The 22,819-nt window shown below is 54.3% G+C and carries 25 protein-coding genes, 1 tRNA gene and 1 riboswitch; of the genes, 14 read left to right on the forward strand and 12 right to left on the reverse strand.

Annotated features, from left to right (window positions below; all coding sequences use genetic code 11):
• Positions 1–4 precede the first annotated feature (4 nt).
• Positions 5–529 carry a hypothetical protein gene (locus L1I42_RS15730; RefSeq protein ID WP_236115697.1) on the reverse strand — a complete coding sequence of 175 codons (525 nt, stop codon included), beginning with the start codon at positions 527–529 and terminating at the stop codon, positions 5–7.
• Positions 530–639: 110 nt separating this feature from the next.
• Here L1I42_RS15730 and L1I42_RS15735 point away from each other — a divergent pair, with 110 nt between their 5' ends.
• From L1I42_RS15735 to L1I42_RS15745, 3 genes are all read left to right on the forward strand, one after another.
• Entirely contained in the window at positions 640–1,086 is a 447-nt protein-coding gene (locus tag L1I42_RS15735; RefSeq protein WP_236115698.1) for a tellurite resistance TerB family protein, read from the forward strand.
• Between the two features lie 365 nt (positions 1,087–1,451).
• A complete protein-coding gene (locus L1I42_RS15740) occupies positions 1,452–1,742 on the forward strand; it encodes a YggT family protein (protein ID WP_236115699.1) in 291 nt (96 codons plus the stop codon).
• Positions 1,743–1,751: 9 nt separating this feature from the next.
• Entirely contained in the window at positions 1,752–2,066 is a 315-nt protein-coding gene (locus tag L1I42_RS15745; RefSeq protein WP_236115700.1) for a DUF167 domain-containing protein, read from the forward strand.
• Here L1I42_RS15745 and L1I42_RS15750 read toward each other — a convergent pair.
• Complete coding sequence (locus L1I42_RS15750; RefSeq protein WP_236115701.1) at positions 2,063–2,791, reverse strand: Crp/Fnr family transcriptional regulator; 729 nt, start codon at positions 2,789–2,791, stop codon at positions 2,063–2,065. The genes L1I42_RS15745 and L1I42_RS15750 overlap by 4 nt on opposite strands.
• 305 nt (positions 2,792–3,096) lie before the next feature.
• Between L1I42_RS15750 and L1I42_RS15755 the strand changes: the two genes are divergently transcribed.
• The 4 genes from L1I42_RS15755 (at position 3,097) to L1I42_RS15770 (ending at position 6,691) form a co-directional block, all read left to right on the forward strand.
• Complete coding sequence (locus L1I42_RS15755) at positions 3,097–3,681, forward strand: helix-turn-helix domain-containing protein (RefSeq protein ID WP_236115702.1); 585 nt, start codon at positions 3,097–3,099, stop codon at positions 3,679–3,681.
• A gap of 122 nt (positions 3,682–3,803) precedes the next feature.
• Positions 3,804–5,003, forward strand: coding sequence for a glycine C-acetyltransferase (locus tag L1I42_RS15760; RefSeq protein ID WP_236115703.1), 1,200 nt, complete (start codon positions 3,804–3,806; stop codon positions 5,001–5,003).
• A complete protein-coding gene (gene tdh / locus L1I42_RS15765) occupies positions 5,003–6,028 on the forward strand; it encodes an L-threonine 3-dehydrogenase (protein WP_236115704.1) in 1,026 nt (341 codons plus the stop codon). Before L1I42_RS15760 ends, tdh begins: the two co-directional genes overlap by 1 nt.
• Before the next feature lie 426 nt (positions 6,029–6,454).
• Positions 6,455–6,691 (forward strand): DUF1858 domain-containing protein, encoded by a 237-nt coding sequence (locus L1I42_RS15770; RefSeq protein ID WP_236115705.1) that lies wholly within the window; start codon positions 6,455–6,457, stop codon positions 6,689–6,691.
• 7 nt (positions 6,692–6,698) lie between these two features.
• On the opposite strand, the gene L1I42_RS15775 is transcribed toward L1I42_RS15770, so the two are convergent.
• Positions 6,699–7,403: a Crp/Fnr family transcriptional regulator gene (locus L1I42_RS15775; protein WP_236115706.1), complete on the reverse strand. Its 705-nt coding sequence runs from the start codon at positions 7,401–7,403 to the stop codon at positions 6,699–6,701.
• Positions 7,404–7,498: 95 nt separating this feature from the next.
• Here L1I42_RS15775 and L1I42_RS15780 point away from each other — a divergent pair, with 95 nt between their 5' ends.
• Both L1I42_RS15780 and L1I42_RS15785 read left to right on the forward strand, forming a co-directional pair.
• Positions 7,499–7,948: a pseudoazurin gene (locus tag L1I42_RS15780; protein WP_439651514.1), complete on the forward strand. Its 450-nt coding sequence runs from the start codon at positions 7,499–7,501 to the stop codon at positions 7,946–7,948.
• Positions 7,949–8,012: 64 nt separating this feature from the next.
• Positions 8,013–9,218 carry an NnrS family protein gene (locus L1I42_RS15785; protein ID WP_236115707.1) on the forward strand — a complete coding sequence of 402 codons (1,206 nt, stop codon included), beginning with the start codon at positions 8,013–8,015 and terminating at the stop codon, positions 9,216–9,218.
• Between the two features lie 96 nt (positions 9,219–9,314).
• On the opposite strand, the gene L1I42_RS15790 is transcribed toward L1I42_RS15785, so the two are convergent.
• The 3 genes from L1I42_RS15790 to L1I42_RS15800 all read right to left on the reverse strand — a co-directional run bounded on the left by L1I42_RS15790 (position 9,315) and on the right by L1I42_RS15800 (position 12,556).
• Positions 9,315–10,235: a formylglycine-generating enzyme family protein gene (locus tag L1I42_RS15790; RefSeq protein WP_236115708.1), complete on the reverse strand. Its 921-nt coding sequence runs from the start codon at positions 10,233–10,235 to the stop codon at positions 9,315–9,317.
• An 88-nt stretch (positions 10,236–10,323) separates the two neighbouring features.
• On the reverse strand, positions 10,324–11,430 hold the full coding sequence (gene nirK / locus L1I42_RS15795; protein ID WP_236115709.1) for a copper-containing nitrite reductase: 1,107 nt from the start codon (positions 11,428–11,430) through the stop codon (positions 10,324–10,326).
• A 199-nt stretch (positions 11,431–11,629) separates the two neighbouring features.
• On the reverse strand, positions 11,630–12,556 hold the full coding sequence (locus tag L1I42_RS15800) for a DMT family transporter (RefSeq protein ID WP_236115710.1): 927 nt from the start codon (positions 12,554–12,556) through the stop codon (positions 11,630–11,632).
• A 110-nt stretch (positions 12,557–12,666) separates the two neighbouring features.
• Positions 12,667–12,817: riboswitch (FMN riboswitch) on the reverse strand.
• Positions 12,818–13,006: 189 nt separating this feature from the next.
• Here L1I42_RS15800 and L1I42_RS15805 point away from each other — a divergent pair.
• Both L1I42_RS15805 and L1I42_RS15810 read left to right on the forward strand, forming a co-directional pair.
• Positions 13,007–14,188: a BaiN/RdsA family NAD(P)/FAD-dependent oxidoreductase gene (locus tag L1I42_RS15805; protein ID WP_236115711.1), complete on the forward strand. Its 1,182-nt coding sequence runs from the start codon at positions 13,007–13,009 to the stop codon at positions 14,186–14,188.
• A gap of 150 nt (positions 14,189–14,338) precedes the next feature.
• Positions 14,339–15,124, forward strand: coding sequence for a DUF2189 domain-containing protein (locus L1I42_RS15810; protein WP_236115712.1), 786 nt, complete (start codon positions 14,339–14,341; stop codon positions 15,122–15,124).
• On the opposite strand, the gene L1I42_RS15815 is transcribed toward L1I42_RS15810, so the two are convergent.
• On the reverse strand, positions 15,113–15,583 hold the full coding sequence (locus L1I42_RS15815) for a GNAT family N-acetyltransferase (protein ID WP_236115713.1): 471 nt from the start codon (positions 15,581–15,583) through the stop codon (positions 15,113–15,115). The genes L1I42_RS15810 and L1I42_RS15815 overlap by 12 nt on opposite strands.
• A gap of 70 nt (positions 15,584–15,653) precedes the next feature.
• Between L1I42_RS15815 and L1I42_RS15820 the strand changes: the two genes are divergently transcribed.
• Positions 15,654–16,607: an alpha/beta hydrolase gene (locus L1I42_RS15820; RefSeq protein WP_236115714.1), complete on the forward strand. Its 954-nt coding sequence runs from the start codon at positions 15,654–15,656 to the stop codon at positions 16,605–16,607.
• Positions 16,608–16,624: 17 nt separating this feature from the next.
• Here the strand turns inward: L1I42_RS15820 and L1I42_RS15825 are convergent.
• Positions 16,625–16,700: transfer RNA gene (locus tag L1I42_RS15825), tRNA-Thr, on the reverse strand.
• A gap of 358 nt (positions 16,701–17,058) precedes the next feature.
• Here L1I42_RS15825 and L1I42_RS15830 point away from each other — a divergent pair.
• Positions 17,059–17,502, forward strand: coding sequence for a MarR family winged helix-turn-helix transcriptional regulator (locus L1I42_RS15830; protein WP_236115715.1), 444 nt, complete (start codon positions 17,059–17,061; stop codon positions 17,500–17,502).
• 16 nt (positions 17,503–17,518) lie between these two features.
• Positions 17,519–18,235, forward strand: coding sequence for a deiodinase-like protein (locus L1I42_RS15835; RefSeq protein ID WP_236115716.1), 717 nt, complete (start codon positions 17,519–17,521; stop codon positions 18,233–18,235).
• A gap of 4 nt (positions 18,236–18,239) precedes the next feature.
• On the opposite strand, the gene L1I42_RS15840 is transcribed toward L1I42_RS15835, so the two are convergent.
• Genes L1I42_RS15840 through hemC form a run of 4 tightly spaced genes read right to left on the reverse strand, consistent with a single transcriptional unit; the run spans position 18,240 to position 22,766 of the window.
• Entirely contained in the window at positions 18,240–19,631 is a 1,392-nt protein-coding gene (locus L1I42_RS15840) for a heme biosynthesis protein HemY (RefSeq protein ID WP_236115717.1), read from the reverse strand.
• Positions 19,628–21,043 carry a hypothetical protein gene (locus tag L1I42_RS15845; RefSeq protein ID WP_236115718.1) on the reverse strand — a complete coding sequence of 472 codons (1,416 nt, stop codon included), beginning with the start codon at positions 21,041–21,043 and terminating at the stop codon, positions 19,628–19,630. Before L1I42_RS15845 ends, L1I42_RS15840 begins: the two co-directional genes overlap by 4 nt.
• A gap of 43 nt (positions 21,044–21,086) precedes the next feature.
• The gene (locus L1I42_RS15850; protein WP_236115719.1) at positions 21,087–21,800 is read right to left on the reverse strand and encodes a uroporphyrinogen-III synthase; all 714 of its coding nucleotides are present in this window, start codon (positions 21,798–21,800) and stop codon (positions 21,087–21,089) included.
• 9 nt (positions 21,801–21,809) lie between these two features.
• Complete coding sequence (hemC, locus tag L1I42_RS15855; protein WP_236115720.1) at positions 21,810–22,766, reverse strand: hydroxymethylbilane synthase; 957 nt, start codon at positions 22,764–22,766, stop codon at positions 21,810–21,812.
• Positions 22,767–22,819 lie beyond the last annotated feature (53 nt).

Raw genomic sequence — 22,819 nt, forward strand, 5'->3', positions numbered from 1 at the left:
CACCCTAGCGCGCGCGATCATTTAAACGGTTCAGCGCGACAAAGAAGAGGTTCAGGCTCCAAAGGAGGCTGGTCACAAACTGCCAGTCCAACGGCAAGGCCAGCAGTCGGCTGGCGGCAAACAGCAGGGTGCTGGCCGCCAACAGTATGGGAGCGGGATGCCAGTGTTGCATATGGCGCGTTTGCCAGTGGGCCGCCGCCAGAGTTAGAGCGCTGACGGACAAGCCAATATGGGCCACCCAGAACAAATAATTGTCATGGTGGAGAAACAGGCTGGTGCGGCCATAGCCAAGCAAGTCAAAAGCGAAAAAGGCCATCAAAAAAGTGCTGATTACCCACATGAAACCGGCATAGCGCTTCAAGCGGCTGTTTTCCGGCCCGAAGGCGACGCCGAGAAACCCCACTGCGAGCAAAAGGCAGGCCAGCAACTGCACCCCGGCATTTGCGGCATCAAACTCATGGGCAACAAAGCGCATGATTTCCGACATGAGGAAAAGAAATGCACCAATAGCGAGGGTAATTCGTAGCATAGGGACAGATTCACTTAACGGTCAAAGCGGTTGAGGTTAAAGGGGAATTCCATTTTGTGTTGAATTATTTTACTCTCAATCCGACTCGCATGGAAGGAAGATGCACGATTATGTTTGATGCCATCAAAAAATTGTTCTCTGCAAACAAACAGCAAGATGTCTCATCCCTTGATCCAAAAATGTGCGTCGCCGCCCTGTTGGTACATTTATCCGCTGTGGATGGCGAGAGTAGCGATGAGGAAAAAGCGGCGATTAAAGACACGTTGCAATCCTATTATGGATTGAGCCCGCAGGAGGTAAAAAGCCTGTTGGATCTGGCGATTGAGCAGAGCAATGATGCGGTTGATCTTTATGCGTTCACCTCCGTTTTGAATCAGCTTGAGGTGGAAGAGAAACACGCCATCATCAATATGATGTGGCAGATTGTGTTTGTGGATCAGCACAATCACGAATTGGAAGACAATATGGTCTGGCGGGTGGCCGAGTTGATCGGTGTTTCGGCCCGGGAGCGCACCTTGTTGCGGGCCGAGGTGCGGCACGCTGCCAAAATCAAATAGCGCAGATTGCAACTTGTTGTTGCAAATTGCATTTCATATTGCGCCGGTGCAGACGCACGTCCGTTAATTATTATTCATAAATGCTGTAGTTTTGTGTCGGGTTAGGGCGCTAGACCACTAAATATAGTGGTGTGCCTGGTGCCAAAGAGTTGGCACGCTTTGTGCAATCTTTTCTGCGTGACGGGAATTTTGGTTTTGCGTATTCCGTCTAGGTATTAAACAAACCCGCGTGGCCGTGTATTTGGCGACGCGGGTTTTGTTTTGGCTGGTGTTTACCTTGATTGGCGCCAAGCACACGCCTGCTCTTGTGATCAGCGGTGCAAATGGCTACATAGGAAGGGAAAAAGCGCAACGCGGAGAAAAATATGCTGGTTCTGTTGGAAATTATCATGATCGTGCTGACACTTTATTGGTGGGTCGCGATCATTATGATCGTGATGAGTTGGTTGCTGAACTTTAATGTGATCAATTATTCAAACCAGTTTGTGGCGACGATCTGGCGGATTGTAGATGGATTGACCAAGCCGGTGCTGGACCCGATCCGGCGGTTTGTGCCTAGCTTTGGCGGGATCGATATTTCGCCCATTATCCTTTTTATTGGCATCTATGCGTTGCAGCGGGTGATCCAGATCTATCTGATGCCTTACGCGTTTTAACGCAAGCTGATGCCCGAAGCAGATTTGAAAGCCTGGCGTAACACCAACGCCGGGCTTTTGTTGTTTTTGAAGGTCACCCCCAACGCCAGCCGCGACGAAATCGGTGACATTGTCGCTGATGCAGACGGGCAGGGGCAATTGGTGGTGCGGGTACGGGCTGTGCCGGAAAAGGGCAAGGCCAACAAGGCAGTGATCAGATTATTGGCCAAGCGCCTGAGGTGTCGGGCCGCTGACCTTGAATTGATCCGGGGTGAGGTTAGCCGACAAAAGCAGGTGCAGATCTTCAATCTGCGTGAAGAAGAATTGCTGGCGCGCTTGTTTTAACCGCAGCGATCTTCCAGCCGCTCCATGCTCGGCACGAAGAAGCTGCGGTTGTTTTCAATTTCGATCACCCCGTCCTTACGTAATTTGGTAAGCTGGCGGGAAATGGTTTCCACGGTCAGGCCCAAAAAGTCGGCAATATCGACGCGGGTAAGCGGCAGATCAAACTTGATGCTATCCACCTCATCCATATTTTTGGTGGGGTCGATATGGGTGGCGATCAAATAGAGAAAGCTGGCGACCTTTTCTGAGGCGGTTTTGCGCCCCAATGTCACCATCCAGTCGCGCGCTTCATCCAGCTCTTTCAGCGTTTGCATCAGCAGCCGATGTTCCAACTCGGGGGATGACTTGATCATGGATTCCAGCGCTGATTTGGGGATTTTACACAGATTGACCCCAGAGGCCGCTTCAGCGCTCAGCCGACTTTCTTCGGCAAAGGGTCGGCCCAGAAAGTCGGGCGCAAATTGGAGCCCAATCACTTGTTGACGGCCGTCCGAGAGCATTTTGGTGAGCTTGACCACGCCCGAGATCACATTGGCATATGATTTTACTTCCTCGGTGTCGCCAATCAGTTCTTCGCCTGATTTTGCGCGCACCTGCCTGGTGTGGCGGGCCAACTCCACCAACTGGTCGGGCTCCAATGCCCCGCAAATGCCTTTGTGACGTGCCTCGCAAGATTGGCACAAAATCGGAATATCCGAATTATGTATGTCTTTTCTCGAACTCATATTCATCCCCTGAGGCCCAGCCTCGGTGTGAAGCATAGCATAATTATTTTGATTTTCGACTCATTTGACGAAAGGTCGCAGGGCGGCATTGTGCCACTTGCTGATAGGCCCGTAATACTGGCGGTTACGCGCGATTTATACCGGCTCTAGCGGCAAAAGATTTTAAGATTTAGTCATTGGTGTTCGAGGTGCGGTGCCGCATATTCGGGCGCCACGGGCAGACAATAGAATCACATGTAACCATTGTTCGCGCCAGAATTCCGCTATATTGTATTTTTTGTTTCGAACCGTAAAAAAAGGTGCCTATGTCACGCGCATTGTCCAGATCATTGATGCCACCGCCGCATTTGGGTGAAATGGTGCGCAAGGCCCGCAAGGAGCAGGGACTGACCCTTGAAATGCTGGCGGAACGTTGCGGCATTTCCAAATCCATGCTCAGCCAGATTGAGCGCGGGGCGGTCAACCCGACCTTCACGCTGGTGTGGAACTTGGCCCAGTCACTGGGTTTGGACCTCTCCACGTTGGGGGAGCAGGCAGCGAGCGACCATATGATTACTCATATCCCGGCCTATTCCACCCCCTCAAAAGGCAGTGCCGATGGGTTGTGCACAGTCCGGCTGTTGAACCCGCCCCGCACCCCGATGCCGATTGAATGGTATGATTTCAGTGCGGCGCCGGGTGGCGCGCTTTTGTCGCAACCCCATGCGCCTGGCACTTTTGAGCATTTAACCTGCTTAAAGGGCACATTGGAAATTGAAGCGGGGGAGAAACGCGCCAAGGCGGAAGAAGGCGATACGTTGCGATATCGCGCCGATCAGCCGCATGCGATCCGCAATATCGGTGAGGGGCCAGCGCGGGCTATTCTGGTGGTGGCGCAACCGCAACATTAGGTCCGATTGCGTTTGACAAATCCGCTCGTTGCGCGGTGCAAAAATCTTGGTCGGGTGATGTTGGCAGCGCATTTAAATTCCACTATATTGGATTTAATCCAATATATAGAGATTTGTCTGCTATGTCGAAAAAATTGATTCAACACACCGAACAGGCGCTGGCCCAATTGCGGGAAGAGGGGCTGTTCAAATCCGAATATGGAATCACCAGCCCTCAATCCGCCAACATCACTGTGCGCGGTGAAAATGGCGAAGATGTGCCTTTGCTCAATATGTGCGCCAACAATTATCTCGGCCTGGCCGATGATAAACGCCTTGAAAAGCGAGCGATTGAAACGATTGAGCACGAAGGCTTTGGCATGGCGTCGGTGCGCTTTATCTGCGGCACCCAGGCGATCCACCAGCAGCTCGAAGCGCGGCTTTCTGAGTTCTTGGGCACTGAAGACGCCATTCTGTTTATCGCGTGCTTTGATGCCAATGCGGGCGTTTTTGAAGCGCTGTTAGGGCCGGAAGATGCGATCATTTCTGATGCGCTGAACCATGCCTCGATCATTGACGGGGTGCGGCTTTGTAAAGCCCAGCGTTTCCGCTATGCCAATAATGATATGGACGCGCTGGAAGAACAGCTGAAGGCGGCGCAGGACGCGCGCCACCGCTTGATCGTCACAGATGGCGTGTTCTCCATGGATGGGATCATGGCCAACTTGCCGGGCATTTGTGATCTGGCGGAAAAATATGATGCGCTGGTGATGGTCGATGACAGCCACGCCGTGGGCTTTATGGGGCCGAACGGGCAAGGCACGCCGCACCATTTTGGCGTTGAAGATCGTGTGCATCTTTATTCCGGCACCTTCGGCAAGGCGCTCGGCGGCGCTGCAGGCGGCTATATTGCCGGGGCCAAGCCACTGGTGACCATGTTGCGGCAAAAGGCGCGGCCTTATTTGTTCTCCAATGCCTTGCCGCCTATGATCGCAGCCGCGACCTTGGAAGCGCTGGATATTGTGGAGCAATCACCCGACCTGCGGGAAAAGCTGTTTGAAAATGCCAAATATTTCCGCGCAAAAATGGCGTCTTTGGGCTTTGAACTGGTGCCCGGCGAACATGCGATTATCCCGGTGATGCTGAAAGATGCGGTGCTGGCGCAAAAATTCGCTAAACGCATGCTGGCGCTGGGCGTTTATGTGACGGCGTTCTCCTTCCCTGTGGTCCCGAAAGGGTTGGCGCGGATCCGCACCCAAATGTCGGCGGCACACACGACCGAAGATTTGGATCGAGCTATTGCAGCCTTTGAACAGGTTGGCAAAGAATTGGGAGTGATCTGATGCGCGCATTGGTGAAAGCAAAGGATGCACCGGGCCTTGAACTGCATGAGGTCGAAAAGCCTGAAGTGGGGCCCCATGATGTGTTGATCAAGGTGAAAAAAGCCTCGATATGCGGCACAGATATGCACATTTGGAAATGGGACCAGTGGGCGAAAAATACGGTGCCGGTGCCCATGGTGGTGGGCCATGAATATATGGGCCTGATCGAAGAAGTTGGCGACGAGGTGAAAGACCTTAAGGTCGGCCAGCGTGTGTCTGGTGAGGGTCATATTCCGTGTGGCAAATGCCGGAATTGCCAGTCCGGTCGGGCGCATATTTGTGCAGAGACCAAAGGGATCGGGGTGAACCGTCCCGGCGCGTTTGCCGATTATGTGGCGATCCCGGAAGCCAATGTGCGGCCTTTGCCGGACAGTGTGAGCGACGAGGTCGCGTCCATTCTTGATCCGCTGGGCAATGCGGTGAACACCGCGCTGACCTTTGACGTGTCGGGCGAAGATGTGTTGATCACAGGGGCCGGGCCGATTGGCTGCATGGCTGCGGCGGTGTGCCGTCATGTGGGCGCGCGGCATATTATTGTGACCGATCTGAATGACGACCGATTGGCGTTGGCGGAAAAAATGGGCGCCACGCGCGGCGTGCGCGCCGACAAGGAAAATCTGCGTGAGGTCATGGGCAAATTGGGCATGAAAGAGGGCTTTGATATTGGCCTTGAAATGTCCGGCGCGGCCCCGGCGATGGATTCGATGATCGAACATATGATCACCGGCGGGCGTGTGGCGCTTTTGGGCCTTTTCCCCGGCAAGGTGGAAATGGATTTGAACAAGGCGATCTTTAAAGGCCTCACCCTTGAGGGCATTTATGGCCGCAAAATGTTTGAAACCTGGCACAAAATGCTGGCGATGCTGGAATCGGGGCTGGATGTGACGCCCGTGATTTCACACCATTTGCCATTTGAAGATTTTGCCCAAGGCTTTGAAGCGGTGGGCAAAGGCGCGGCCAATAAGGTGATTTTGGATTTGGATTAGACCGGTATTTTGTGACGTCGGTTTTTGGCTTCGGCGTCTCGACACCCAAGGGGCCGCCCCGGACAACAAGCGGCGCTCGCGCCACGCAGGCTGATCCGGGGCCTATACCCCTGCGCTTGAGGGTTGGTCCCGGCTCAAGGCCGGGACGGCCACAGAGATTAGGGCGGGGGGTCAAAATCCTGTTGTTGCGAATTCGCGCCAGCGGTTCCCTTATGCACTCCACCACCCCGGACCTGATCCGGGGTCTGAGCAGCCTGCGAATTTGGGCACGACACTGGTTCTCCCCTGAGCGTCATTGCAAGATCAAGACTTGGGAAGGCGGGACGGGGTGGCGCTACGCTGCGCGCTCAGCAAAAACTATTTGCGCTGGCGCAAAGTTGTATCTGCAACCTTAGTTTAATGTGATGAGATGAAGGGATTTGTCTCATGATGTTTGCATCGTCAAAGCCGGTGGCTATTGATCCAGATATGAGCCTCGACGAAATCATGCGTCGGTGGCCCGCCACGGTATCCGTGTTCATGAAGAACCGTATGTCCTGCGTGGGCTGTCCTATTGCCAGCTTCCACACCATTGTGGATGCAGTAGAGGAATATCATCTGGATGAAGAGCGGTTTGCCGAAGAGCTGGCGCTGGCCCGGGACGGATCGGCCAAACGGTTCTAACGTTCGCTCACTGTCCCTGCGCCAAAAGCGCCAGTTTGTGCGCTTCCAAGACTTCAATTTTCTGCCGCCCGACCTGCATCAATCCTTTGCTGCTCCAGGCGCTGAACAGGCGCGAGACGGTGTGCAAGGTGGTGCCGGTCATTTCGGCAATGTCCTGCCGCGAAACGGGAAAATCAATCAAGATGCCCTTCTCAGTTTTGACCCCGCATTGATGGGTGAGGCGCATCACCGCATGGGCCACGCGGCGTTCCACCTGTTCGGTGGACATTTCCACGATCCGCTCCTGCGACTGGGCCAGCCGTTCGCCAACCGATTTATAGGCATTTTTGATAAATTGGGGGTGCTCGACCAAAAAATGATCCCAATATTTGTTTTCCCACAGCACCACCACGCAATCCACAAGGGCGCGGGCCGTGGCGGGATAGTTTTTCTGGGCAATGGCCGGGGCCACGCCAAAAATTTCTCCAACGCCAAAATGGCGCATAATCACCTGCGCACCTTCTTCGGTGGTTTTGCTGACCTCCAAATAGCCATCCAGCATCAAAAAGAAATGGGTGGCCTCATCCATCTGATCGAAGAAGCGATCACCCTTTTTAAAATGCTTGGCCACACCCTTATTTAGAATGTCCGCAATGGCCTGTTTGTCCATATCTGCGAACAGCGGACAATTTGTCACAAGGCTGGGGTCGATTTTCGATAATCTTTTCTGCATAGCGGCCCGTTTCTTTGATCTAGAGCAAATAATCAGTTTTCCAGATCGGTTACAAGATTGGTCAACGATTATAGTTTTGTTGAAAGGAACTAACGATGAAAAACGGGTTTAAAAAAGCAATCGCGATCTTTGGGCTTGTGGCAGCAACAGGCATGGTGCTGAGCCCTGCCATGGCAGAAGAATTTGAAGTGAAGATGCTGAACAAAGGCGAAAAAGGCACAATGGTCTTTGAACCTGACTTTATCGCTGCCCAGCCCGGCGACACCATTAAGTTCGTGCCGACCGACAAGGGTCACAATGTGGAAAGCATTGAAGGCATGCTGCCAGCGGGTGTTGAAGAGTTCAAAAGCAAATTCAACGTCGAATATGTGCTGACAGTGGAAGAAGAAGGTGTTTATGGCGTGAAATGTACGCCACACTACACAATGGGCATGGTGGCGCTGATTGCTGTTGGCGAGCTTGGTAATCTGGAAGAAGCCCAAGCGGTGAAGCATAAGGGCAAATCAAAGAAAGTTTTCGCGGATCTGTTCGAACAAGTTCAGTAAGGCGATTTTCGGGGCGGGCGAGATAAAGCCCGCCCTTTTTGTGTCTACTTGAAGGAATTTGAACATGGCGATCGCGCGCACCAATGCCTATTCCGGCCCCACCTTGTTCAGCTATGGGTTTCGCCCGTTCTTTTTGTTCGGCGCCTTTTATGCGGGGTTGACCATATTATTGTGGGTCCCGTTCTATTTTGGTGAGTTGAGCCTGCCGCTGGCGATGGGCCCGGCTGATTGGCATATGCATGAAACGCTGTTCGGGTTTGTGCCGGCGGTGATTGCGGGGTTCCTGTTGACGGCGGTGCCCAATTGGACGGGGCGGTTGCCGGTGAATGGCAATGCCCTGATTGCCCTCTTGCTCGCTTGGGCTTTGGGCCGTTTGGTGACCAATATGTCGGCGCTGGTGCCGCTCTGGAGCGTTGTGGCGCTCAATTTGGTGTTTCCCGTGCTATTTGCCGCGGCAGTGTGCCGTGAAATATTGGCCGGAAAAAACTGGCGCAATTTGAAAGTGCTGGTGATGTTCGGGTTGCTGGTGTTGGCGCAGGGCTGGTTTTATCTGGCCTGGGCCAATGGTGGCAGCACCCGCCCCGCGGCCTATCTGGCGCTTGGCGTGGTGTTGATGCTGATCATGTTGATTGGCGGGCGGATTGTGCCCAGCTTTACCCGCAATTATCTGGTGAAGCGCCAAAGTGAGACCCTGCCGCAACCTTTTAATGGATTTGACAAGCTCACCGTGCTCACGAGCGCGATCGTCCTGTTGGGTTTTGTGCTGCAAAGTACCGGGCTGTTCAGCCTGCCCCTTGTGTTTGCCTTTGGCTTTATGATTTTGGCCGGGCTGCATCTGGTGCGCCTGTTGCGCTGGCACCCGGAATTGATCTGGCGCGATGGGCTGCTGCTGGTATTGCATGTGGGTTATGGCTTTTTGCCCATTGGCTTTGCCTTCATGGGGCTTCACTTTCTGGATGAGGGGGTGGTGCCCATTGCGGCGCCGATCCATGCGCTGAGCACCGGGGCCATCGGTCTGATGGTGATCGGCGTGATGTGTCGCGCCACATTGGGGCACACGGGTCATCCCCTGTTGGCCAGCCAGGGCACCTCGGTGCTGTTTGCGGCTATATTGCTGGCGGCGATCTTGCGTATTGTCGCGGCACTCAGCCCGGACTTGAGCCTGTTATTGATGCGCGTGTCCCATCTTATGTGGGTGATTGGGTTTTGGGGATTTGTGGCGCTCTATGGTGGCAAATTGATGCGGCCTCGCGCAGCGCCGAAGGGCTAGGCGCTCCTTACTGACATTTATAATCATGAACAAAAACATGGCCCCTTGGACAGTTCCAAACGGGCCATTTTACATCGCCTTTGAGATAGCGCGCGCTTATCCGAAGGGCCAAAGGCGACCAAGCAGGCTCCAGAGGCTGGGTTGCTCGGCGCCTTTCACGAGGCGGATGCCCAAATGGTCCGGCGGATCCCCGACGGTGCAACCGCCGCCTTGAGGGTTTGAAATGAACACAGACAGATAGGTCCGGTGCTCCCCTTCCACCACACGTGCGCCGCAGCTTGTGGCGCGGGACTGGCTGCCGGTCGCATCCATATTGATGCGTTCATAGCAGGTGGAGGTCCACACCCAAACATTGGCGGCCACATCATTGACGCCAAAATTGTTGGGGCCGAACAGGCCAGCTGGCCTCAGGCTTTGGCGCGGCGCATCGCTTTCGCTCTTGGATTTAGACCGGTACTCTGAAAGCCAAGCCACGGCCGGGTTGCTGGGGTCGGATTGAATATCTTTATCAGGGTCTTCATATTTCTCACCTGCAAATTGCGCCCATTCCAGGGCGGAGGGCAGGCGCCAGTTTTCGCCGGTTTTGGCGCTCAGCCATTCGGCGTAGCTGGCGGCCATTTCATAATTGATGCCCACAACGGGATGATTGTCGATTGGGGACTTGATGGTGATGGCGGGTGCACAATGCCCGTCTACCACGCAAGCGCGATATTCCTTATTGGTGACCAGATTTTTGGCCACCTTCAGTTCGGTTTCCACGCGAGCATGAACCAAGGGGGAGACTTGCGGCAACTCATTCTCGATATAGCGGGCCGGATCGCGATATTCGAAACTGCGCGGGGGAATGGTGACCAGTTCCGGCGCTTCGATTGTGGCGTCAGCAGCAATACCACCACCGGCGGGAGACGTCGTTTCTTGCGGTGCGGTCAGGTTGGATAGAAGCCAAAGGCTCGCCCCGGCCAGCAAGGCCAATGGCAAAGCAACGGAACCTGTGTTTTTGAGTTGTTCAGCGGTCATCTCACCACTCCTTAGGCCCTAACCCTAGACAAAATGCCCGGCCGAGAGGAATCTGGCCGGGCAATCAACGCTTCTTTATGTGTCAGCTTTATTTGCTGATTGGGCCGGGCGCTTTAACCTGTTTCATCAGGTCGTCATTCCATTCGCCGTCAACCAGCACGTGGGCTGTGGCGCCAAGCTCGACCGCTTCGATCAGATTGTGGTTCACATAGGCGTAAACCCCGGGCTGCAAGAAGGTGTAAAGCGCTGCACCGGCTGAGCCGCCCCGGATGAACCATGTTTCAAGGTCACGGTCTGGCACATTGTTGAAGCTGCCAGCTTCCCAAACATAGTCACCATGGCCACCAATCAAGTGTGGACGTGTGTCGCGGTTGGCTTGTGAGTGCACAAACAAAACGGTTTCGCCAACTTTGGCTTTCAGGGCGTTCTCACCAGTCAGGGCGCCTTTTTTGCCGTTGAACACCACGTGAGTGGGGATCAGGCCGCGCATGGTTTCAATCTGGTCAGAGAAGCTTTCTGATACGGTTTCGTATGTTTTGTACTCGCCGTTTTCATCCCGTGGGATATAGAAATCATTCTCGCCGATATTGAACACGCGGTCATAGCGCAATGGGTTGCCTTTTTCGTCTTTCAGGCCATCACGAGGCAGGATCATAATGGTGCCGCTCATGCCTGAGACAACGTGCCATGGGATCATAGAACCGCCGGGAGCACAGTGATAAACATATGTGCCGGGACGTGTGGCTTTAAAGCGCAATACGCATTGTTCGCCTGGGGCAACTTCTGTCAATGCACCGCCGCCCAATGCGCCTGTTGAGGCGTGGAAGTCGATATTGTGCAGCAGTTCATTGCTTTCTGGGTTGATGAGGGTCAACTCAACATAGTCGCCTTCATGCACCACCATCATAGGACCAGGCACAGAGCCATCATAAGTCATGGCGTGGGTAACAGTGCCTTCATCATCTACTTCCCAGACTTTTTCCTGAATGGTCATTTCAAATTCAACGACCTGTGGGGGGCCTGAGGCAACTTGCTCATGCTCGTGCACAAACGGAGGAGGTGCCAATTTCACTTTTTTGCGTGGCATCTCGTCTACATTGTCAGCGGCCAAAGCCTGCGGTGACAAATTGGCCACCGCTGTTAGCGCTGCTGCTGTGCCGAGGGCTCCAAAAATTGTTTGACGACGGGTGACCATGACATTCTCCTTTAAGATCTCATTCGTTGGTCTTGATGAGGAGAAGGTAGGTGATGTTTGGAGAGGTTTCTTTGTCCTAGATCAAACTAAATGTGCGAAAATCTGAAAAAAAATTTATAAATCAAAAAGATAACATGTGTTTTATTGATCTGGATCAATAAAGGGGGCTTTAAAGCCCCCTCAATGTTTGATTGTTGCTTTATGGTCTTTGTTTTGCTTCGCGCTGGGCAATATATAAAGAGGCGACAATAATCAAAGCCGCCCCAACCCATAGATTGCCTGTGGGCACCCAGCCAAACACCAAAAGGCCGCCCAACACATTAAAGGGCAGTTTCAGATGATCAAAGGGCTGCACATAGGCGGCATCGGCGGTGGCATAGGCTTTGGTGATCATAAATTGCGCCAGCGCCACCAACAGGCCCGCGGCAATAATATAGATCAGCGCCATATTGTTTGAGATGGCAAAGCCATCCAGCAGACTCATTTCCGCATTGCCCTGCGCCGCCGACAAGGCAAATAGCGCATTAACGGGGGTCGTGAGCAATAAAAGATAGAGCGTGATGGAATCTGCATGTTCGGTTTTGGTCAGCTCTTTGGTGAACAAGGAGGTGATGGCCCAGAACAGGGCCGCGCCCACCGGCAGCAAGGAATTGAGAGTGAAGCCTTCGGCCCAGGGCTCCAGAATAATCATGCCGCCAACAAAGCCCACCAGCGTCGCGGCCCAGCGGGCCCAGCCCACGGTCTCCCGCAGGATCAGCGCGGCGCCAATGGTGACAAAGAAGGTGGAGGTCATGATCAAGGCAATGGCCTGCCAGATCGGCACGCCTTTGGCGAGGCCCAGCACCCAGAGCTGCACGCCAATTGACGCGGCGATCACCCGCATCACATGCATAATGGGGCGTTTGGTTTTCAGCGCGCCGGAGCCAAGCTGGCTGACCAACGGCAGCATGATCAAAAAGGCCAGCAAATATTGCCAGAAGGCCGCCGCCGTTGAGGGCGTGCCATGGGTGAGGGTGGCCAATTGGGTGAGCGAATTAACGGCAGCAAACGCAATGCCGGCGATCACCATATAGAGACCGGCCAATAGGGCCGGGTTGCGCAAAGACAGATTTGCAGACTGATCCATGTGTCGGTTCCTTTCCGAACAGATATGAATCAGGGCGTGATCAGGGTATTTCGATAAACGACATTTGCGCGGGGAAAATTGTTCCGTCGCGGCACATGCCATTCGGTCGACCCCCTTCTCTTCCATCCGGACTATAACCGTCGGCTCTGGAGTTGCACCAGATCTGCTTGACCCTTTTGGCAGGACCAAAAGGCGCTCGCGGGCTTATGGGTTGCCCCATTTACCGCCGGTGGGGAATTTCGCCCCGCCCTGAGAAGGTTTTGCCCCCGGACCATTCCGAAAGCGCATTGCTTTTAGCATGGGTTTTTAAGGTGTGGCAAGCTCCCCACAATGGAGGAAACTCACCAGAGCGATTTTGCTTACTGAGTGATTTTGCCCTCCCCGGTTAGGATTTCCTTGCCTTTAATTGTCATTTCCGCGTAAGGCTCGTCGCAAATGGAGGCGAGCCTTTTGCATAGAGTGGATGTGTTGATTATTGGTGCCGGGGCGGCCGGCATGCTGGCAGCGGCGGAAGCGGGGAAGCGCGGGCGCCGGGTACTGCTGGTGGACCATGCCAAGAAGGCGGGCGACAAGATCCGTATTTCCGGTGGTGGGCGGTGCAACTTCACCAATGTGAACACTAGCTTCAAACAGTTTTTGAGCGAAAATCCGCGCTTTGCCATTTCGCCGCTCAAGCGGTTTTCCGCCCAAGATTTTATAGGCCGGGTGCGCCAGCGCCAAATCGCCTTTCACGAAAAGACTTTGGGCCAGCTTTTTTGCGATGAGAGTGCGCAGCTCATCATTGATATGTTGCTGGATGATTTACGGGATGCAGGCGTTGAGCTGCGGCTGAAGACAAATGTGCATAGGGTGCAAAAAACCGGCGACAGATTTGTTGTCGAGCTGGATGATGAACAGGTCGAAGCTGACAAATTGGTGGTGGCCACGGGCGGCAAGTCGATCCCCAAGATGGGGGCGACGGGTTTTGGTTACGATGTGGCGCAGCAATTTGGCTTGCGCGTGGTCGAGACGCGGCCGGCCTTGGTGCCCTTGACCTTTGATCAATCGACCTTGGCGCCGATTAAAGAGCTGGCCGGGGTGGCGATTGATCCGGCGCGGGTCAGCCATGGCAAAACCCGCTTTGATGAAGCGCTTTTGTTCACCCATCGTGGCTTGAGTGGCCCGGCGATTCTGCAAATTTCGTCCTTTTGGCGGGAAGGGGACCAGATCGGAGTGAATATGCTGCCCGGCATGGATTTGTTTGCGCAGTTGCGGGCCGCGCGGCAGGAAAATGGCAAGCGGGCAATACAGACCGTGTTGAGCCAACATTTGCCCAAGCGGGTGGTGGACTTTGTGCTCGAGACACAGCAGCTTGGCGGCAATCTGGCCGATATCAGCGACAAAAAGCTGAAAAGCCTAGCCACAGCCATAGAGCAGTGGATGATCAAGCCCACCGGGTCAGAAGGCTATCGCACCGCCGAGGTGACGCTTGGGGGCGTGGCGACCGACGAGTTGGACAATCGCACGATGGAAGCCAAGAAAGTGCCGGGGCTTTATTTTATCGGCGAAGTCGTGGATATGACCGGCTGGCTCGGCGGCTATAATTTTCAGTGGGCCTGGTCTTCCGCCTGGGTGGCGGGGCAGGCGGTTTAGCCGGTCGTCTTTCCCTCGAATAATGATTGCTACATTCTGCTTTCCTTGCTTTGATGGTGGCAGGGGATGATGCCGATCAAGTCTTTCGCGTGGAGGCGCAGGACTTGGAGGGTGAGAGCGTTATTGGCTCTGTTCGGTTGAGGGAGAGATATGACCGAAAATTCACAAACGGCACAACGATCGGGCGGCTTGCCGCGGGTCAACAAGATCACTTTGTCTGATGTTGGGCAGGCGCTGGGCGCTGGCTGGCATGATTTTATGCGGGCCCCGCAATATGGGCTTCTATTTGGGGGCTTTTACGTGCTGGGCGGTTTCGCCATTCTGGCAGCGCTCGTCATTTACGATATGCCCTGGATGATTATTCCCATCGCCATCGGCTTCCCGCTGATCGGTCCTTTTATCGCGGTCGGGCTTTATGATGTGTCTCGCCGGCTGCAGGCGGGCGAGCCGCTGAGAATGGGCGAGATTTTTGGGCTTATGTTCCGGCAAAAAGATCGACAATTGGGTTGGATGGCGTTCGTGATCCTTTTTGTATTCTGGATCTGGGTTTATCAGGTACGGTTGTTGTTGGCGATTTTTTTGGGCTTTAAGAGCTTTTCGTCCATCGGCATGTTTCTGGCCGTGATCACCACCACGTCGGAGGGTTTGGGCTTTCTGGCTGCGGGCACGCTTGTGGGGGCCGGTCTCTCCTTTGTTTTGTTCTCTTCAACAGTGGTGGCGATGCCGCTTTTGCTGGAGCGGGAGCTGGACTTTGTCTCCGCCATCATCACCAGCTTTAAAGCGGTCACCAAAAATTTTCTGCCCATGATCGGTTTTGCGGCGGTGATTGTGTTGTTCACCTTTGTCGCGATGGTGCCTGCCTTTTTGGGGCTGGTTTTGGCGTTGCCCATTTTGGGTCACGCCACCTGGCATCTTTATAAACGGCTAGTCGGTTAACCGTAGGGTAAGGCCAATGGCCGAAACAGGTCGTTGGCCTCTGATCTTGCCTCGGGTACGTTTGAGCGGCCGAAAGCCCATATTTTCGTAAAGCCGCTGGGCGCGTTTATTGCCATCCAGCATCTGCACGTCCAGCGGTCGTTCCGTGGTTTCAAGAATATAGCTGATCAGGCGTTGGCCCACGCCCTCACCAAAATGGTTGGGCGCAACATAAAGCCAAGTCAGTTCGCGGGGGCGAAAAGCGGCAAAGCCCTTTATTTCATTGTTTATCGGGCATTCCGCCACAATGATACGGTTGGAAAGGAAGCCTTCAGCAATATGTGATTTTTGCAGCGGCAGATAAGCATGATCGGGCAATCGGACGGCTCGCAGCTCCACTTTGCGTGCCGCATTATGGATGGCACAGATGGCTGGCCAATCAGGATCGCGAAAAGCGCGGATGATGACGCTATTTTCCATGGCAAAATAGAATCTGATTTTCCGCTTATGCGTCAAGCATATGCGCTTTTCCTGCCACGGGATGAAACTGATGGTGCTGGTTTTTCGTATCCATTATATCGAAACAGGAGACATTGTGCGCATTCTGATTGGCAGTTTGATTATTTTGGCGGTGGTGAGTGCTGCTCTAGCGTGGGTGGTGTTTTATCCGCCTGCGCGTGATAAGGCGTTGATCGGGTTGAGCCATTTGATGGCCGCGCCCTATCGGGGCGATGTGCGTTCACATGTTTATGGGCCTGAGCCGCGGCATAAGCTTGATGTCTATCCGGCAGCGCCCTCTGCCGCATCGGCGGATAAGCCGATTATTCTGTTTTATTACGGGGGCGGCTGGCGCATGGGCGACAAGCCTTTTTATTATTTCGTTGGCGCGGCGCTGGCGGCGCAGGGCTATGATGTGGTGATCCCCGAATATCGTTTGTATCCGCAAGTGCAGTTTGCTGGCTTTATGGCCGATGCAAAGCGCGCCTATGACTGGGTCTGGCAGGAAATGGCCAAAGAGTCGGGGCGCGATATTGTGGTGATGGGGCATTCCGCCGGTGCCCACATCGCGGCCTTGCTGGCCTATGGTGAAACCTATCGGCCAGACGACGCACCTGCCCCATCGGCTTTTGTCGGCTTGGCCGGACCATACGCTTTTAACCCAAAAGAGTGGCCCAGCACCCAATCAATCTTTGCCGATGTCGCAAATGCTGATCTTGCGCGACCGGTGCATTTTGTTGACGACGCCAGCCCACCCAGCCTGATGTTTCATGGCGAAAAGGATGATGTGGTGAAGCTTTGGAACCAGGAACAGCTTTCCGAGGTGTTGGCGCAACATGGTGTGACGCATCAAAGTGTGGTGTTGTCAGATACGGGGCACTATAAAATCTTATTTTCCTTCGCGCGGCCTTTATTGGGGCAGATGCAGGTGCGCGCTCAAATTGAGGATTTCCTGTCGGCGTCCCATTCCAGTGGAGATTGGCGGTCAGCTTCGAAAGGCAATTAGGCACAATGCTCAAAAACTGGTGCCGCTGATAGGACTTGAACCTACGACCCCATCATTACGAATGACGTGCTCTACCAACTGAGCTACAGCGGCGCTCGCTATAATTTATCGTTATTTGCGTCAGCTGGACAAGATTTTTGTATGATGTTTGCGAGCCAAAATGAAAAAGGGTTGCACGGGAATATCCCGGCAACCCTTCGTCGATATATATCAGCATAAAGGAACTTTTGCGCCTTTTGGCTGCGTGGAAGAAGATGTTAGCGGTGCGTTGGCCCCTCTAACAGCACCTCACTTCCAAAGCCCTTTTTCTGATCTAGATATCGAATAGACAATGGATCACCTCCTTCCGAATTGTTGAAACTAATCAAGATTCTGCGCCCGAAATTTGAATCGGTCAAGCGTAAAATGCACTATTGATTGTACAATACAACTATTGTATATTGCATCTATTATGATGAATTATGAAGATATCCCGCTGCATTGGGTGAACAGGTTGAGCTTTTTGGTCCGGCGAGAGTTGGGGCAAAAATTTGCACGTGCCGGTCATAAAATTGCGGCGGAGGAATGGGCCGTATTGTTGATGCTATGGCAGGAGGATGGGCGGTTGCCCAGCGCCATTGCCGAGCTGACCTTTCGTGATCGCACAACAGTCACGCGTCTGTTGGATGGCATGGAGAAAAAACAGATGATCCGCCGAGAGGCGGATCCTCATGATCGCCGGAAAATGCGGGTTTTTCTGACCGATAAAGGCCGTGCACTGGAAGCGCAATTGAAGCCAATCGCGCAGGACCTTATCGCCCAGGCCCAACAAAATCTAAGCGGTGACGAGGTCGCGCAGCTCACCCTGTTGCTGCGTAAAATGACGCAAAATCTAACGCCAAATTCAACCCGCTAACCAGAGGAGCGGCAAAATGAGCGACTATAATTATCACGAATTTTCAACCGGAGATTATGATTTGGATCATTTTCGCGGGCCAAAGATTGGGCAGAAAGCGCCAGATTTTATGCTGCAAGACGTGAATGGCGCGCCACGTCGTTTACTCGATTTTGACGGTGAGTTTCTGGTGCTGGAACTTGGGTCCATCACCTGTCCCCTGTTTCAGGGGCGGCGAAAAAGCATGGGCAATTTGAAGGAAAGATTCCCTCACATCGATTTTGTTATTCTTTATGTGCGGGAGGCGCATCCGGGCAAAAGCATAGGGGCGCACCAAAGCTATGCGGAGAAACAAGGCGTGGCTCAAAGGTTGCACACTGAAGATGGCGAGCAACGCACCATTCTGGTGGATGATTTGGACGGAACGGCCCATAGCGCCTATGGCGGTTACCCAAACGCCGTTTTTATCATTAATAAAAATGGTTGCGTGGTGTTCAACGCAGATTGGAACAACCCCGAAGCCACGGCCAAAGCGCTTCGCTTGTTGCTAAATGGCAAACCTGCCAATGTGAAAAGTTATTTCAAGCCTGTGCCGCCACCCATGGTGGCGCGCACCATGGGGCGCAGCGGCAGGGGGTCATTTCTTGACTTCATCAAGGGTTTGCCGGTGTTGATTTGGAAGAATCTGATCCGGCGTAATCTGCTTCTTTTCATCAACCGACGTCACGCGGTGTTGCCCGACGCCGATTGCTGAGACCTTAAATGCCGGTGGGATTTGGCGGCGCAGGCAAGGGGGCTGGCGTCGCTTCATCTTTTGGTTGTGCCGGTGCAGGCGATGGCGCAGGCTTGGCGGGCCCGTTGGGCTTGGCCATGCTGCGTGATGGCACTTTCCATTCGAACTGGTCCAGCTTGCCGGTGAGCGGCGAGGTCGGCTCCCACTCGTCGGCGCTGATGCCATCGGCAATCCAGGTGGCGTCCGGCTTGGCGGTGACGGCGCGGGACAGCCAGGCGCGGGCCTTGCCCTGATCGCCAGTGTCGCCTTGTTCAATCTCGGCCATTAAGGTGCACACTTTTTGAGTGGCCTGCTGGTCGGTAAAGGGTTGCAGCGCGGCGCGGGCATCGGCCCATTCATGGGCGGCAATGGCCGCATTGGCCAGCAAGATGGCGCTTTCCAGATGATCTGGATGTTCCACGACCATGGTTTTGGCGCGCTTCAGCCGCTCCACGGCGGATGCGCCAGATTGGGCGTGGATATAAAGCTCGCCAATATGCGGGTGGGCGCTGGCGCGCCAGACCCGGCGCAACAGGCCGGAAGCCTTGCGCACTTCACCCGAGGAAATATAGAGCCGGGCGGCAATCAGCGCGGCGGGCACAAATTCAGGCTGTTTTTTTAACGCTTCATTGGCAAAGGCGATGGCGCGCTGGGGTTCGGTTTCCTCCAGTTCCTTGGCCAATGCGGTGCGCAACACTGCGTCGAGCCGCTTTTGGGTGTCGCGGTCGGCGCGATCAAAGGGAATATTGTCCAATTGCGCCAGTGCGTCTTCATAGTCACCCTCTTTCGCCAGATGGGCGAAAATGGCCTTTTGCGCCCACTCCAGTTTTGGGGAAAGGCTGGCGGCCTTGCGGGCAAATTGCAGCGCCGCATCCTCACGTTTTTGCTGGCGGGCCTGTTCATAAAGGCCTGAAAGGGCCGCAATGGCGGTTTTGGGATCTTCGATCATTTCCCGATATTGCAGCCGGGCCTGCTTTAATTCGCCCAATTGCATATTGGCCTGGGCTTCCAGCAATTGTGCGGCGGTGTTGCCCTCAAGCTTTAAGCGCGCTTCGCGGGCCAACTGCCGGGCTTTGTTCGGGTCGCCGGTTTGCAGCGCAATAATAGCGTTGGATAGAGCATCCACGCCCTTACGCTGTTTGCGCTTTTCATTGGCGCGGGAAAACAGGGCTGGAATGCCAAAAATGCGGCGAATGATCGCCCAGACAATAATGGTAATCAGCATCAAAAGGATCAGGCCGAACAGCACGATCCCGAGGCTGGGCTGCATCTGATAGCCAAAGCCGGTAATTACTACCTCGCCGGGCACCGACATGATGATGCTGGCGCCCCAGGCGATCAGCAGAGAGAAGGTGACGATGATGAAAATGCGAATCATTGTGCGTCTCCTTCACCCTGTTGGTTTTGGTTGAGCAGGCTGGTGCGCATCTCAGTCTGCCATTGCTCAATGAGCAGATGGTTGGCAATTGCGGTGGCCAGCGGTGAGGCTGCATTCTGCATAGGTGCGGGCAACTGAGCGATCAATTCCTGCGCCCGCGCCAGCCGTTGGGCGGCCAAGGCCGTTTCAATCTGGTCGAGCAGCACGAGCGGGTCGGTGCCGTCTGCATTCAGCGGCCGCAAATTGACGGCATCCTTCAACGTGCCGAGCAACCTGTCCTGCCAGGGCGCATCCTCTGCCATATCCGGGCGCGCGGCCAGCAAAGTGGGGCGCAGCGCTTCATAGCGCGCCAGAAGTTCGCTGGGTGGTACAAGGCCTTGTTGCGCAATGTCCATAATCTCGTCACGCGGGGTGATTTTGAGATAGTTGGTCAATTCTTCCAGCCGAGCGGCAAAGGGCTGGCCATTATTGATTGCGGCGTCAATTTCGCTCATCAGGATCGGAATGCGCGCCGCTGCCATGGCGCTATCTGCGGCTTGCCGGGCAGATTGGTCCTCTTCCAGCGTCGTGATTTGCGATTGCAGCGCGGCAATCTCTTCCCGCAAGCTGGCAAGTTCCTGGCTTTGCGTCTGCACCCGTTTTTGCAGGTCGCCCAATGTTTCGTCCTGGGTAGCAAGTGTTTCGCCCTGCGCCTGCAATTGGTCATTTAGCGGTGACAGATCAATTTCCGGCCCCGATTGTGCCGTTGGCGAATCGTTTGAAGCACTGGCCGCGCGATCAGCCAGTTGCTGCTGGGTTTGTTTCAGATTCGCTACATCTTGCTCCAACGCGTTAAGCGCCGATTCAATCGGGCCAAGATTGACTGGTGTTGTGGTCTCATCCGGGCTGCTGATGGTGGCCAGTTGCGATTCAATATTGGCGATGGCCTGCTCAATTTGGTCTGTATCAATCGCCTCGATCTCGCTTTGCAGGGCCTTTAAATCATTCTGGGTGGCGAACGGCGACAGATCGGGCTGCGCGTTTTCCAGGTCAAAGATGCGTTTTTGCAGCTTGGCGATTTCTGGTGCCAGATCAGACTGCTCGGCCCACTGATTGAACGGAAACACTTTATAATAGGCCAATCCAGCCGTGCCAGCCATGCCCAAGGCTGCGCTCAGCACGATGGCGGCTATAAAGGTGCCCGCACCACCTCCTTCACCGTCGTCACTTTTCGGCGGTGCGGATTTAGGCGGCTCGGATGGCTTTTTGTCGGCAGGCTTTGCAGTGGTCGACTGGGACTTATTATCTGTTGATTTCGGTTTATCGTCGACGGGCTTTTTCTCGGTCGATTTTTGATCGGCAGAACTTGTTTTTTTGGCTTCCGCATCAAGAATGGGGGGACGCACAGGACCCTTTTTATTATCATCGACCATTGAAAAACCTTTTTAGCCAGCGTTTGGTGTTTGGTTTCGGAACTTATGCCAAGAGTTCAAACAAAGCGTTTTCATTTGGCGCATTTGCGACAAATCCTTGTGTGGCGCCTTCGGCCTCCAATGCCGCCCAGATATTGGGTGAAAGGCAATAGAAGGGCAGCCCACTCAAATCTATTTTATTCTTGGCGCAAAGATTTGCAAATTGTGTGGCCGCGCGGGCGGAATAAATCAATATTCCGTCGATCTCACCCTGTTGCAACTGTGTCACCACCACGGGGGGTAAATCCTTGATTGGCGTCATCTCATAGGCGGGGGTGGCCTGAATGTTGACGCCGGTGCCCCGGAAATGGTCCTCAATATCAGGTTTACGATCAATGGCGCAGGGATAGAAATAGTTCCCGGTCAGTTCCATTTTTTCGATCAGCGCGATCAAATCCTGAGCGTCACCCTTGGCCGACAAAAGATTGGAGAATCCGGCATGAGTGGCCGCCTGGGCCGTCGTGTCTCCCACCGTGAAGCAAGGCAGCAATTTATGCCCGATCTCAATATCGTCGCGAGCCAGCGCCTGCACGCCATTGGCGGAGGTGAACAGGGTGGCGGTGATTTGAAAGGGCGAGGGCAGGTCGACGGGTAAAATACGCTTGGAAAAAAGCGGCACCGCCATAGGTCGGTGGCCCAGCCCCATTAAACCGGCAACTGTTTTCTGGCCCCCGGGAAAGGGGCGGGTGACCAAAATAGATTTACCGGTTTCGTTCATATTTGACCTCTAGTCCGGGCGCTTTTCAAAGGTTTCGAAAAACTTGTCCCCTGCCGCGTTTTTGATGATTTTGGCCAGTTCCTTGCCAATTTCTTCTGCATCAGCAGCATGGCCGGAAACCTCCGCCTCATAAACCGTTTGCCCGTCCAAGGATAGAACTTGGCCAAAGATATGCAACTCATCATTTTCTAACGTTGAAAACGCAGCAATCGGGGTACGGCAGGAGCCATCCAGCCCATGCAGATAATGACGCTCGGCCACCATTTTTGCGGCAGTGGGCGCATGGTTGAGGGTGCGCACCCAATCATTGATCTCATCATCTTCGGCGCGGGTTTCGATGGCCAGTGCCCCCTGGCCCGGCGCGGGTGGCATGATGGTGGGGTCGATCAGATCTTTGGCAATATGGCTCATCTCCAGCCGTTTCAGTCCGGCATAGGCCAGCAAGGTGGCTTCGGCCACGCCATCTTCCAGCTTTTTCATGCGGGTTTGCACGTTGCCGCGAAATTCAACAATCTGCAGGTCCGGGCGCTGACGCAAAATCTGGGCACCGCGGCGAATGGAGGAGGTGCCGAATTTGGCCCCTTCCGGCACATCAGCCAGGCTTTTATATTTTAACGATACAAAGGCGTCGCGCGTATCTTCCCGTTCCAAAAAGGCGGGCAGCAACATGCCGTCCGGCAAAATGGTGGCCACATCCTTGGCGGAGTGGACCGCAATATCGATGCGCTTTTCATAGAGCGCCACTTCGATTTCCTTGGTGAACAGCCCTTTACCGCCCACCTCAGACAGAGGCCGATCCAAAATGATGTCCCCGCTGGTCTTGATCACTTCAATGGCGATCTCGCTTTCGTCCAGCTCGGTCTTTTTCGCCAGCTCACGGCGTACCTGTTTGGCTTGGGCCAGGGCGAGCAGGGAGCCGCGGGTGCCGATGGTGAGGCGCGGTTTGGATGCGGGTTCTGTTTGCAATGTTCAATCCACTTGGTATAGGGCTTAGGGGCCGGTTATTTGGTCATTCTTTT

This window comes from Maritalea mediterranea (genome assembly GCF_021568695.1).
Taxonomy (GTDB): domain Bacteria; phylum Pseudomonadota; class Alphaproteobacteria; order Rhizobiales; family Devosiaceae; genus Maritalea; species Maritalea mediterranea.